Genomic DNA, 13,240 nt, shown 5'->3' with positions numbered 1-13,240 from the left:
GACTGGGTGATGTTTGCCAATAGCATGACGATCATCTCCCACCCGGCAGAGCTGCTGGCTTTCATGCAGCAGCTGGCCGATGATAAGGTAGGGATTNTGAATTCTGCCGTGTTCCAGTCGGGCTTTTTGGTAGGCGGTGACTATTATGATTATAAGTTGATGCAGCGGGATAGCCCGGAGAATATAGCGAAGTTTGACTGGCGGGATCGTTTTTTTGCTGCCTGNAAGGACTTTGGGATCACNCCGGCTCATGCCTGCGTGCAGTTTGGCCTGTCGGCACCTGGGGTGACGAGTGTGGCGCTGAGCACNACGGAGCCAGAAAAAGTAAAGCGCAATGTGGACTCCACGCAGCAAAGCCTACCGGCAGAGTTTTGGTCGGAGCTCCATCAGCGGGGCTTGCTGCATGANCATAGCCCTCTGTAATAGGGAGATTATGAGACGAAATAGCCAAAAAAGAAGAAAAAACTAATTATCAATATACCCTTAAAAGAACGATGAATAACCAATCAAAAACCGCCTTGGTGTCAAAGGCCACCCTCTGGCCTTTTATATTGCTGACGAGCCTTTTTATGCTCTGGGGCCTGGCCAATAATATGACCGATACGCTGCTGGCCGCCTTCAAGAAGATATTGAGCATGAGCGATACGCAGACCAGCTGGATCCAGATGGCCTTCTATGGCGCTTATTTCTGCCTGGCCCTACCTGCNGCGATCTATATCAAGAAATATACCTATAAGTCAGGTGTGCTATTGGGCTTAGGCCTGTTTGCGGTGGGCGGCTTGCTGTTTTATCCGGCGAGCATCATGATGTCGTATGGCTTCTTCCTGTTTGCNCTGTATGTATTGGCCGGAGGCCTGTCCATCCTCGAGACNGCCGCAAACCCCTATGTACTGGTGATGGGCCCGGAGGAGTCGGCCACCCGCCGCCTCAACTTGGCGCAGTCGTTTAACCCGGTGGGTTCGATCGTAGGGGTCTTGCTGAGTAAGTTTTTTATCCTTTCTCAGCTGAATGTCGCCGAGGCAGATGAGCGAAGTAAGATGACGCTGGAGCAGCTGGATCAGATCCGCCAGTCGGAGCTGGATGCGGTGATGAGTACTTATGTAGGAGTGGCCTTCTTCCTGGTNGTGATGTGGCTGATCATCAAGTTTACCAAGATGCCAAAAGCCTCTGGAGATGGCCTGAACGACTCGCTAAGCAATGGNTTCAAGCGACTCTTTGCCAACAAAAACTATGTNTATGGNGTGCTATGCCAGTTTTTCTATGTGGGTGCNCAGATCGGGGTATGGTCCTATACGATCCGCTATATCATGCTGGAGCTGCAGCTCAATGAGAGCGATGCCTCGGATTATTATCTNGCGGCCATTGTATTATTTACCGCGAGTAGATTTATATTTACCGCACTGATGAAATATGTACGTCCAAGCCTGCTGATGGCCTTGTCGGCGATCGGCGCGATCTGCTTGACGCTGGTGGTGATCCTNGCTGGTGGNATGGTAGGCGCAATAGCCTTNGTATGTGTATCGGGCTGTATGTCGCTTATGTTCCCGACGATCTATGGCCTAGCAGCCGAAGGCTTAGGTCAGGATACGAAGCTTGGCGGCTCGGGCCTGATCATGGCGATCCTCGGAGGAGCAGTGTTCCCGGTGATCCAAGGGTACGTTTCGGATAGTCTGGATAGCATCCACTTGTCCTTCTTCATCCCGATCTGCTGCTATATGGTGGTGGTAGCCTATGGCTTCTATCATTATAAGCATAAGAAGGAAATCCCAGCTATGGCTTCTCATGGATAATTAATCCAGGATTTGATTAAAAATATAGAAAGGCAAGGACTAGCAAACAGCTATTATCCTTGCCTTTTTTTATAGTATTTAGTGGAGAATATTGATTCAGGTGATGGGCGATTTGGTGAAGGGCCACCTTCTGCATTCCATATATCAAATGGCCTTAATGTCCTGTAGCAAAGTATTGCTATAGGAGATAAGGAATCTTAAGTTGGGCTGCTCCCCGACGTGAAGTAACTTAAGTTTCTGGAAAAGGCCATCGAGGAAGAGGAAGCTGTTAGGAAAGGTGAATTGCTTTTGGCGCAAGCCATATCTTCTATACGCCCTACAGAATGCGATCGGGGAGGATCGACTGGTCTGAGGAGGGATATAGGGGAAGGATATTTATTTTTGGCGCAAGCCAAATAATAGGAAAGGGGAGGATGAAAAGAAAATAGGTTAGAAAGATTTGATTAGATTTAAATATGAAAAAGTCGATTTATGGATTTGCAATCGTGGCCTTGACTCTTACGGCTATGAGGGCTGGGCATGCTCAGGATCAGCTGAATGTTTTGACAGACGAATTTATTTTCACCAATGCTCCCTTCAAAGAGTGCCATGCTTCCACTTTGGTGGAGCTCGAGGATGGTCGTATGATGGCTGCCTGGTTTGGCGGGGAATATGAGCGGCATGCCAATGTGGCCATTTGGACCTCGGTGCTGGAGGAGGATGGCTGGTCTGCGCCGCAGCAGGTGGCAGACGGACGCGTGAATGACAGCCTAAGTTATCCGACCTGGAACCCTGTGCTTTTTCAGATGCCTGGAGGCCGCTTGGGTTTATTCTATAAAGAAGGGCCTTCTCCGCAGGAGTGGTGGGGAAACTATATCAGCAGCAGCGATTCGGGATTGACCTGGAGCGCTCCCAAAAAACTCGCTGATGGCTTCTATGGTCCCATCAAAAATAAGCCTATTCTCCTGGAAGATGGCAGTATCCTGGCCCCTTCGAGCGTGGAGGATGAGGATGGCTGGCGGGCACATATAGAGATTTCTGAGGATGGCGGGGATACATGGGAATTTGTTCCTATAGACCATGAAGGGGATTTTGATGTTATCCAGCCGAGTATTTTGGTCCATGAGGATGGGCGACTGCAGGTCCTGTGCAGAAGCAAGCAGGATAAGGTGATCACCGCTTGGTCGGAGGACAATGGCCGTTCCTGGTCTGCGCTTGAAGCCACAGAGGTGATGAACCCTAATAGTGGGACGGATGCTGTGACCTTGGCGGATGGCAGGCACTTACTGGTATATAATCCCGCCGAAAGTGGCCATAGCTGGTCCGATGGACGGACAGAATTGCGCTTGGCCATTTCGACTGACGGCTTAGCGTGGAAGGATATTTATACTCTGGTAAAGGAGAGCTCGGGCGAATATAGCTATCCCGCAATCATTCAATCGCAGGATGGCCATATTCATATTAGTTATACCTGGGATCGAAAAAGAATTAACTATTTAGAACTCGAGTTGGAAGGGCAATAACAAACATTAAGGTACGGGCAGGGATTTTAGCCTGGTATTGCGGGATTATCTTCCATTGAAAAAAGTTTAAATAAGGAGGCTAAACTCGCTCGGAGCTAGCCTCCTTTTCTCGTTTATCCCGACTACTGTCGGGTGTACTTATTGGCGCAACCTTCAATGCATGGGTAGTATATGGTGATGAGGTCCTTTTCAAGTATCAGCTTAATATCAATATTAGCTTCTTTTCCCTTGCAAATGGCCACCATAATGGTGGTATCACTCACTGAATAACTTCCTGAGCTTATGCCCTCATCCGATGGATAAATATCACAGATATCTCCCTTGCTGGTGAAGCTCCCATCGTTAAAGAAAGTAATTTGCTTATTGCTGTTTACATCCACATAAACTCCACTACCATCTCCCGGGTCCACATACAGGCTGGTAAGCTTCCAATTGCCTACCAACACATTGGAGGGTATTTCCTTTTCTTTGCCACATGCATTAAGAATAAGTAGGCATGAAAATAATACTAGTAATTTTTTCATAATTTATGGAGTTTATTGATAAAAGAAATGAGTTTTATTTGACTCTAAACCCATACGAACTAATGGCATATTATGTCACAGTTAAATAATAATTTATATTTGGACAAATAAAACGAAGATATTTTGGTAGGCGGATTCTTCCCTTAAGAGGCCATCATGGATCTGGAATGATGAGGCAGCCAGCCTCTAAGCTGACTGCTACGAGGCCATAGGCTCAGCTCGATGGCTAAGGAAAAGGCGGTTTCAACTTGATAAACCATAACGAAATTCATAAAAAGTTAATAAGTGTAAATAATACAAATAATATTTTTAAATTAGGGTTCTTATTGAGGGGAAGTGGCAGATACGGGAGGGGCTAAGGAGATTTGGCAGACAGCCAGGTTTGACGTTCATTCGCTGTATGAGCTTATTATTTAAGGTTTTAAAAAGAATTCAGCAGGTAATATGAGTAAATATCAAGAGTTAAAAAGGGAGTGTTACGAAGCTAATATGGAACTGCCAAAATTAGATCTGGTGGTATATACCTTCGGAAATGTAAGTGCTGTAGATCGGGATCAGGGGGTTTTTGCGATCAAGCCTAGTGGTGTTCCTTACGCCTCGCTGAAGGCCGAGGATATAGTCATCTGTGATTTTGATGCAAAAATCGTGGAAGGCAGCATGCGTCCTTCTTCTGATACTAAAACCCATGCCTATCTCTATAAGGAATGGGAGAAAATCGGGGGCATTGTCCATACGCATTCGCTATATGGTGTGTCCTGGGCGCAGGCGCAGATGGATGTGCCGATTTTTGGTACCACCCATGCAGATCACCTGACCAAGGATATTCCTTGTGCCCCACCGATGTCGGATGATCTGATCCAGGGGGATTATGAGCATATGACCGGCAAGCAGATATTGGATTGTTTTGCAGAAAAGGGATTGGATTATCAGGAAGTGGAGATGATATTAGTGGGAAGCCATGGTCCATTTACCTGGGGCAAATCAGCCGAGAAGGCAGTATATAATAGTAAAGTGCTGGAAGAAGTAGCCAAAATGGCTTACCTTACCCTACAGATAAATCCTAATGCCCCTAGGCTCAAGGATGCATTGATTAAGAAACACTATGAAAGAAAACATGGTGCAGATGCATACTATGGCCAAGGCTGTTAATAAACCTAAAATCTATTTTATGAACCTATTGAATGCTAAGTCACTAAGTGCGCTGACACTTGCAGGGGCACTTTCGCTCTACAGCTGTGGCCCAAAAACGGCCGATGATTCCTCAGCAGATACCCAGGAAATGATCCAAACCAGCGGTTTGGAGGTGACCGTTAGTAATGCAACTGTGGAGGGCCAGGAAGCACAAATTTATACCCTCAAAAATTCCAATGGCCTGGAGGTCGATCTGTCCAATTATGGCGGAGTCATCACCCGTCTGATGGTTCCGGATAAGAATGGTAAACTCGAAAATGTGGTCTTGCATTATGAAAATTTGGAAGGATATAGCAGCAGCGCCAATTATATTGGGGCCACCGTCGGGAGATATGCCAACCGGATTGCTAATGGGAAATTTGAGCTCGATGGTAAGGATTATACCCTCGCTACCAATGATGGTGACCATCATTTACATGGCGGCGATAAGGGCTTCAATAAGGTGTTTTGGAATGCTGAAATCGTGAAAACTGAGAATCAGGCAGGTGTGGTACTGACTTATACCAGCCCGGATGGAGAAGAGGGGTTTCCGGGTGAATTGAAGACCAAAGTTAGCTTTTTATTGAACGATGCTAATGACCTGACCGTAGCCTTTGAGGCGAGTACGGACCAAGCCACCATCGTGAACCTTACGCATCATGGTTATTTTAACCTTTCCGGACTTAAAGAGAATATTCTCGGTCATGAGCTGACGATCAATGCAGCCGACTATACCCCGGTGGATAGTGGTTTGATTCCTACTGGTGAGGTATTGGCAGTGGAAGGAACCGCCTTTGACTTTACCAGCCCGCATACCATCGGTGAGCGTATCGCCCAGGTGGAAGGTGGCTATGATCATAATTATGTCCTGAAGACAGAGGCCGATGGGAAGATGACCAAAATGGCGGAATTGTATCATCCCGGCAGTGGGAGGCTGATGGAACTGTATGCAGACTCTCCCGCCGTGCAGTTTTACTCTGGCAATTTCCTGGATGGAAGCATTAAGGTGGACGGAACTAGCTATGACCAGTATTTTGGACTATGCCTGGAGCCACAGACCTTCCCCAATTCACCTAATGAAGAGAGTTTTCCTTCAGCAAGGTTAAATCCCGATGAAACGTACCGGCATACCATTAAGTATCATTTTGGAGTAAAATAATAGACGCATTTAAACCTAAGACCTCTCAATAGATCTATAAGATTTGTTGAGAGGTTTTTTTATGGCCTTGCCAAAGTGAGTTGTGGTACCGATGATTTGCTTTCTTAGCCTAGAATAATGTGCACTGCAACAGAGAGAGCACTGCTTTTATATAGATTTTTCAGCTAATTTGTTTAAAGAATTCCCCCCAAAAAAACGTATCAAGCAAAGGTAAATCTATCTATTAAAGCTGTCGATTAGGAAATGCTGGGGTCTTTTGGGATATAATCTGGTGGGCAGGAAATAGTCTTGCTTTTCTATTTAAAAATAAACAGTCTATCCCATTTCCTGACTATCATGGAAGGGGATAGACTGGCTAAAAATATATGGGGGATACTAAGGTTTTCAGCTTTCGGACTGAGCGGTTTTGGGTGGTCAATATCAGCAGAGTAAGGCTTGATTGCTGCGCCCTAAAGCTAAAAATGATGAGTCTGAGAAGCTTGAATGAGCTTTGGGGTATTATGTATTTGAAACAGGAGTTTTTGATAGGGGAAATCACTAGCCCGACCGCTAAGTATTAATGACCTTTAGGCTATAAGGGGTCGGGCTAGTGAGGATTATTTTACGGCTTCCACTCCTTCGGAGCTCATGATTATTTTTTTGAGGGTTCCATTAGGGTTATAATAGAGATAATCGATACAAACCGATCTTCGGAAGCTGCCACCATGGGTGGGAATGCTTCCATTATGGTAGATGAAATAATCCTTGCCTTTGTATTCAATGATAGCCTGGTGGTTTGTATTGCTATTTCCTGCGACTTCATTAAGGATTCCCTGATACTGCCAAGGTCCTTCGATGCTGCTGCTCATCGCATAGGCGGTTTTTTCCGGAAATTTATAGGCATATGACAAGTAATAGAAGTCTCCTTTCTTATGGATATAGGGAGCTTCCGTAAAGTGTGGAAGTTCGATTTGCTTGATTTCGCTCTCCAGCTCCACCATAGAATCTTTCAGCTTTGCATAATAGCAAATGGTATTACCCCAAAACAGATACGCTGCGCCATCATCATCTATAAATACGGTCGGGTCTATATCATCCCAGCTGATCTTGGTGTCGGTCGTCATATCGTTGGTGATGAGGGCATGACCCAAGGCGTCCTTCCAGGGGCCGATAGGGCTATCTGCGACGGCCACGCCAATGGCTTTGCCATGGACATCCTTATGACTTACCGTCACAAACCAATAGAACTTACCCTCTTTTTCGATGACTTCTGCCGCCCAGGCATCGCCTGCCGCCCAGGAGAAGGTCTCCTTCACATCCACTGCCGCCCTTTCTTCCCAGTTGACCATGTCTGAGGAGGAATAAATCAGCCATTGATGCATCTCGTAGAAGTTTTTTTCTATAGGAGCCTGATCATGACCCACATACAGATAGACGATGTCGTCATGGACGATTGCGGCTGGATCGGCAGTGTATTTTTCCGTGATGACCGGGTTGCCGGGATTTATTGGGGACTTTGGCTGAGGAAGGCTCTGCGCCTGTGTCGCCATATAATGTAGGCCTAGAAGGCCAAAAAGGAGGATTCTCTTCATCTTAATAAAGGGTTTATTTGAATTTTTGTTATCGATTGAAACAAAAATAAGGCTTCATACCCAGATATAAAACAATAAGTGTAAATAAAACACTAAATATAATTTTCATACTCGGGTGCGAGCACTGAGGAAGAGGGATTAGGGTCGGAGCTGGGACTGAAGGTACTGGAATTCCTCCCTGCTAATAGTAAAGGCCGTACCATGGCGGGTACCTTTTGGGAAACTGATTTGATCAGAGATATCCTCCCAATTTATCCAATCGGTGGACGCGACCGCCCCCATTTCATGATTGGTGTATTTGTCAAAATAGACTATGCAGCGGTCTTGCACCACCAGCGGACTAGGCCCCTCCGCCCAATAATCCCCCGTGATGGGTTTGCCGGCTACTGGATAGCCCTTGGTGAGTTTCTTGCTTTTGGTGACACGTATATTCTTTGCGGCTGGTGTCCGTGTTTCATCTTTCACAAACATGATGTATTCCTTTCCTTGTTTTATGATAGTCCCATCGATCACATTAAAGCCGGGCTCATAAAAAAGTTTGGTGTCGGAGAAATCCTTAAAGTCCTTGGTAAGGGTATAATACATTCGGTGATTATAGGCATTTTCCAAGCTGTCCTGTGTCTCCGGATAGCGCCCCGGGATGGTCGAGGACCAAAAAATCATATACTGATCTTTTTTCTCCTCATAGATGATTTCAGGGGCCCAGGTATTGCGAGCTTCATTTTCATGAGCCATTACTGGGATGAATTGCTGCTCGGACCAGTGAATGAGGTCTTCCGAACTAGCGTAGCCAAGTCCCTTTTCGTTCCAGCTGACGGTCCAGACCATATGGAATTTGCCATCTCCGCCACGGATGATACAGGGATCACGCATGAGTTTGTCCCCGCCAGCGGTGGGCGTCAGCACGCTTTTATTATCATTCAATGCCTTCCATTTTAGCCCGTCCTCGCTATAGGCTAGATGGAGACCATCCTCCCCATTACCCATAAAATAGGAAAATAGATAGATCTCATTCGACTGGGCCATCACCAGTGGATTGGCTAATAGGAGTAAAGCGGCTAGGAGGATAATGTTTTTCATCTTGGGGATTTTTTATTACTCCAAATTAGCTTAGAAATAGCCATTTTCCCAAGCTTAATTAAATAATTGTTGATTATACAATTAATACCTTACTTTTATGGGCCTACATGGATTGTGTAAGCAGGGATGAGTGAAACTTGCTTTAATGCCATCTGGCTTTCTATTTCTTTTCCTGGAATATTTGCCGCGCAGCCTGGATAGGATTTGAGGTTTATAGCGCGAGGCAGAACTATATAGAAGGTACTAGGTCTGGACTTAGCATTGGAAGTAGGGAGGGGCTGCTCCGGGAAATTCATATTGGAGAGAATATTATTTTAGTAAAGGAGCCATATTATTGCCGATGAGGCAGTACCTACTATCAGGTAAGCAAGGATATTTTGAGGATCCTCTTAAAATACCTAAGCACCCTTCAGGTAAAATTCTTATAATTTTGGCTTGAAATGACTATTTTGGAGCCCTAATAAAAACGAATACCACATGATAACTAAAATGACGATAGCTGCGGTTCTTTCCGCCCTGCTCTTGGCAGCTTGTACTTCCTCTTCACAGGATAAAGGAAAAGACGCCGAATGGCAAACACTTTTTAACGGAGAAAACCTTGAGGGTTGGGTTCCTAAAATCCATCACCATGAAACTGGTGAAAATTACCGGAATACCTTTAGGGTGGAGGATGGAGCCATTTTAGTGAAGTATGATGAGTATGATGAGGGCTTTGATCAGCGATATGGTCATTTATTTTATGAGCAGCCTTTTTCCTCTTTTCACCTGCGGTGGAAGTACCGATTTACAGAGGAATGGCTCGCTGATGCACCGAGCTATACTTATAGGAATAGTGGCGTGATGTTCCATTCCCAATCTCCAGAGAGCATTTTGAAGGAGCAGGACTGGCCCATCTCCGTGGAATACCAGATGCTCGCCGAGGCAAAAGAAGGAGAGTCCAGGCCTACTGGCAATATGTGCTCACCGGGCACCGAGGTGTTCTTCGAGGGGGAGATGGATCCGCGGCATTGTATCAGTTCGACCAGTCCTACCTTCCCTTGGGATGAGTGGGTCCAGGCTGATTTGATCGTTTATGGCGATTCCCTTGTGCTCCATCTGGTAAATGGAGATACCGTATTGCAATATACCAAGCCGCAAATAGGAGGCGCCGTGGCCAAAGGCTTTGATCCGGCCATCAAAAAAGATGGGCACCTCCTCAATGAAGGCTATATCGGCCTGCAGTCGGAAGGCCAAGGAGTGCTTTTCAAGGACATAGAAATTAAGGAACTCAATTAAAGCTCAGTCAAAAACATAGCCTTAGGCTGATTTCTGAGGCTTTCTTATATAAGACAAGACCTTAAAAATGGGTCTGCAAGCTGGAATATTACTTCCACCTGCAGGCCCTTTTTTATGGTATATATGGGCTATTCTGTCCCGGGACCTAAGTTTATCGTCCTTTTACTGAGCGTTTTAGCATATCTGCCTTTAGAGCTTAGATCAGCTGATTCCTATGGCTTATACGGTAAATCAAATCAGCAAATCTTTTCTGATTATATAAGTGTTAATAAAACATTTATTTATCTTTAGGAATCGAAATACAATATTCAACCAGGTATCCTCATTAGAATGAAAAAATTATTCTCCCTATTAGCTATCACTTTATTCGTCCTGACCAGCTGCAGCAGGCCAGCGGCCAATCCGGAAGCCTATTTATTTGCCTATTTTACTGGCAATGGTCCCGGAGAGGAAGCGGTTCATTATGCGATAAGCAAGGATGGATTTACCTATCGTGCCCTGAATGACAATCAACCTGTGATCAGTGCCGACAGCATCAGCAAGCAAGGAGGCGTGCGCGATCCGCATATTCTGCGCGGAGAAGAGGGAGCGTTTTATATGGTATTGACGGATCTATATGTCCCCAATGATGGCTGGATCAATCAGGGAATGGTCTTTCTGAAAAGTGACGATTTGGTGCATTGGACGCATCATACCGTATATATTCCTGATTTATTTGCGGAGCAGTATGGAGATGTGAGCAGGGTATGGGCGCCCCAGACCGTATATGATGAGCATGAGGGAAAATACATGGTGTACTTCTCCATGAAGCAGGGCGAGGATCCTGATATTATTTATTATGCTTACGCCAATGATGATTTTAGCAGCTTAGAGACTGTTCCCAAGCCACTGTTCCTCCATCCAGAAAACAAATCCTGCATTGACGGGGATATCGTGAAGAAGGAGGGCAAATACCATCTGTTTTTCAAAACCGAGGGCCATGGAAATGGAATCAAAAAAGCGGTGTCAGACCGCCTCACTGGGGGCTACGTAATGGAAGATAAATACCTGCAGCAAACGACAGAAGCTGTGGAGGGCTCAGGAATATTCAAATTGAACGATAGTGACAAATACATCCTCATGTATGATGTCTATATGAAAGGCGCCTATCAGTTTACTGAAAGCACCGATCTGGAAAACTTCTCGGTGATAGATGACCAGGTAAGCATGAACTTTCACCCACGACATGGAAGTGTGCTTCCCATAAGCCTGGAAGAGGCCCGGAGATTGGAAACGGAATTTGGCCTAGACCCGCAGGACTGGATAACTCATGCTAATACTGAGCTGATTTATTTCAAAAATATCCTCCTCGATTCCGAAAAAGCAAGCCTATACCTGCCGGTAAAAGAAGGGGTAGATTTGACGCAGCTGGATCCGGGTTTAGAGATGATGGTGGGCTATGAAATCAGCCCTTCCGGTGCGCAGGATTTCAGCAATGGAGCGGTGACCTATACTTTGACTCAGCCCGATGGCAGCGTCAGGGACTATCAGGTAAGTGCTGCTATGGATCATAATCCGGTATTGAAAGGCTACTATGCTGATCCGGAAATTATCTATTCTAATAAAACAGGGAAATTTCACCTGTACCCCACCAGCGATGGATTTGATTCCTGGTCGGGAACATTCTTTAAGACTTTTTCCTCTCCGGATCTGGTCAATTGGCAGGATGATGGGCTGATTGTCGATCTTCACAAAGATGTGTCCTGGGCGGATCGGAATGCCTGGGCGCCATGTGCCATCGAGAAGAAGGTGGATGGAGAGTATAAGTATTTCTATTATTTCACTGCTGCCCAGAAGATTGGTGTGGCGGTGGCGGATGATCCAGCAGGTCCTTTTACGGATATCGGTAGGCCGCTGGTGGACTTCAAGCCCTCGGGTGCCTCTGGCGGTCAGGAAATAGACCCTGATGTATTTCATGACCCTGTGAGCGGGAAGGATTTCTTCTATTGGGGCAATGGATACCTGGCTGCGGTACCGCTAAATGACGATATGGTGAGTTTTGACCGGTCTAAGGTAAAGCTGCTGACGCCCGAGGATGGTACCTTCCGTGAGGGAACCGAGGTGTTTTATCGCAATGGAAAGTACTATTTTATGTGGTCCGAAAACGATACCCGGGATGCTGATTACCGAGTGAGGTATGCCTTTGCCGATTCTCCAATGGGGCCATTGACTATCCCTGAGGACAACCTGGTGATAGCTAAAGACCCGGCCAAAGAAATCTACGGTACCGGCCACAATTCGGTGATTCAAGTTCCCGGCAAGGACGAGTGGTATATCGTTTACCATCGCTTCACCCGGCCGCATGGTCTCAAGATGGGCTCTGCAGCAGGCTTCCACCGTGAAGTATGCATCGATAAGCTGAGCTTTGATGCAGATGGAAATATCATTCCTGTCCAAGCTACCGTGGAAGGGATCGCCCTAAGCGCGCCCATTGACCGCTAGGACTAAGTCGCTACCATTAGGAAGACGATTAGGAAGATTTATTTCGGGCCTGTGGATTGTGGAGGGCTTCTATATACATTCGATGTCCTCGCCGCTTTTGATGGGTTCCAGGTCGGAGAGTTCATTTTCTTGCAGTATCCGGCTTTTGATCAGAAATCGCTTTCCATAAGGGATTTCCAGCGAAAAGCTGGCGCCACGGCCTTCGGATACATCCAGGGTGAGATGGGTGTGCTTCCAATATTCAAATTGGTCCCGGGACATAAAGAAGTCGCAATCGTGGATTTTGCCCATCCACACATCTGATGCGCCGGTTTTGAAGTCTCCTTTAGCGAAGCACATGGGGCTGGAGCCATCGCAGCATCCACCGCTTTGATGGAACATCAGGGGGCCGTGCTCACTTCGTATTTCATCTATTAGTTCTCTTGCAGCCTCGGTGAGGGCTATTCTTTGAAAGGACATGGTTTTGAGGTTTATTTTTAAACTGTACATCAGGCCTTATTCCCCTATGACAGCGGATTGGGACTAGGATGATTTTTATATTATTCGCTACGCTCGAAAGGTAATTTTCCTGAGCGACGAGTCCCCGTTATTTCTATGAAATTACCTAGTTTTGAGGTTTNNTTTNANANNNTACATCAGGTCTTATTCCCCTATTACAGCGGATTGGGACTTCGATGATTTTATATTA

11 protein-coding genes are annotated in these 13,240 nt (G+C 46.1%); 7 read left to right on the top strand and 4 right to left on the bottom strand.

Going from position 1 to position 13,240, the window contains the following annotated elements:
• Positions 1-9 precede the first annotated feature (9 nt).
• The 3 genes from B050_RS0117380 (at position 10) to B050_RS0117360 (ending at position 3,292) form a co-directional block, all read left to right on the top strand.
• Positions 10-423, top strand: coding sequence for an aldo/keto reductase (locus tag B050_RS0117380; RefSeq protein WP_455423233.1), 414 nt, complete (start codon positions 10-12; stop codon positions 421-423).
• Positions 424-494: 71 nt separating this feature from the next.
• Positions 495-1,790: an L-fucose:H+ symporter permease gene (fucP, locus tag B050_RS0117375; RefSeq protein ID WP_018475228.1), complete on the top strand. Its 1,296-nt coding sequence runs from the start codon at positions 495-497 to the stop codon at positions 1,788-1,790.
• A gap of 455 nt (positions 1,791-2,245) precedes the next feature.
• Entirely contained in the window at positions 2,246-3,292 is a 1,047-nt protein-coding gene (locus B050_RS0117360; RefSeq protein ID WP_018475225.1) for a sialidase family protein, read from the top strand.
• A gap of 122 nt (positions 3,293-3,414) precedes the next feature.
• Here the strand turns inward: B050_RS0117360 and B050_RS0117355 are convergent, their stop codons facing one another.
• Entirely contained in the window at positions 3,415-3,816 is a 402-nt protein-coding gene (locus tag B050_RS0117355; protein WP_018475224.1) for a lipocalin family protein, read from the bottom strand.
• A gap of 444 nt (positions 3,817-4,260) precedes the next feature.
• Here B050_RS0117355 and B050_RS0117345 point away from each other — a divergent pair, with 444 nt between their 5' ends.
• Positions 4,261-4,965, top strand: coding sequence for an L-ribulose-5-phosphate 4-epimerase (locus B050_RS0117345; protein WP_018475222.1), 705 nt, complete (start codon positions 4,261-4,263; stop codon positions 4,963-4,965).
• Between the two features lie 19 nt (positions 4,966-4,984).
• Positions 4,985-6,145: an aldose epimerase family protein gene (locus tag B050_RS0117340; RefSeq protein WP_044202920.1), complete on the top strand. Its 1,161-nt coding sequence runs from the start codon at positions 4,985-4,987 to the stop codon at positions 6,143-6,145.
• Between the two features lie 596 nt (positions 6,146-6,741).
• Here B050_RS0117340 and B050_RS0117335 read toward each other — a convergent pair.
• Together B050_RS0117335 and B050_RS0117330 are read right to left on the bottom strand one after the other, a co-directional pair.
• Positions 6,742-7,716 (bottom strand): glycoside hydrolase family 43 protein, encoded by a 975-nt coding sequence (locus B050_RS0117335; protein WP_018475220.1) that lies wholly within the window; start codon positions 7,714-7,716, stop codon positions 6,742-6,744.
• 138 nt (positions 7,717-7,854) lie between these two features.
• On the bottom strand, positions 7,855-8,796 hold the full coding sequence (locus B050_RS0117330; RefSeq protein WP_018475219.1) for a glycoside hydrolase family 43 protein: 942 nt from the start codon (positions 8,794-8,796) through the stop codon (positions 7,855-7,857).
• A 477-nt stretch (positions 8,797-9,273) separates the two neighbouring features.
• Here B050_RS0117330 and B050_RS0117320 point away from each other — a divergent pair, with 477 nt between their 5' ends.
• Entirely contained in the window at positions 9,274-10,071 is a 798-nt protein-coding gene (locus B050_RS0117320) for a 3-keto-disaccharide hydrolase (protein ID WP_157492872.1), read from the top strand.
• Between the two features lie 330 nt (positions 10,072-10,401).
• Complete coding sequence (locus B050_RS0117315; RefSeq protein WP_018475216.1) at positions 10,402-12,552, top strand: family 43 glycosylhydrolase; 2,151 nt, start codon at positions 10,402-10,404, stop codon at positions 12,550-12,552.
• Positions 12,553-12,621: 69 nt separating this feature from the next.
• On the opposite strand, the gene B050_RS0117310 is transcribed toward B050_RS0117315, so the two are convergent.
• Positions 12,622-13,011 (bottom strand): DUF779 domain-containing protein, encoded by a 390-nt coding sequence (locus B050_RS0117310; protein ID WP_018475215.1) that lies wholly within the window; start codon positions 13,009-13,011, stop codon positions 12,622-12,624.
• Between the last annotated feature and the right edge of the window lie 229 nt (positions 13,012-13,240).

The organism is Echinicola pacifica DSM 19836, from assembly GCF_000373245.1.
Classification (GTDB): Bacteria; Bacteroidota; Bacteroidia; order Cytophagales; family Cyclobacteriaceae; genus Echinicola; species Echinicola pacifica.
This window is presented reverse-complemented; position numbering and strand designations above follow the sequence as displayed.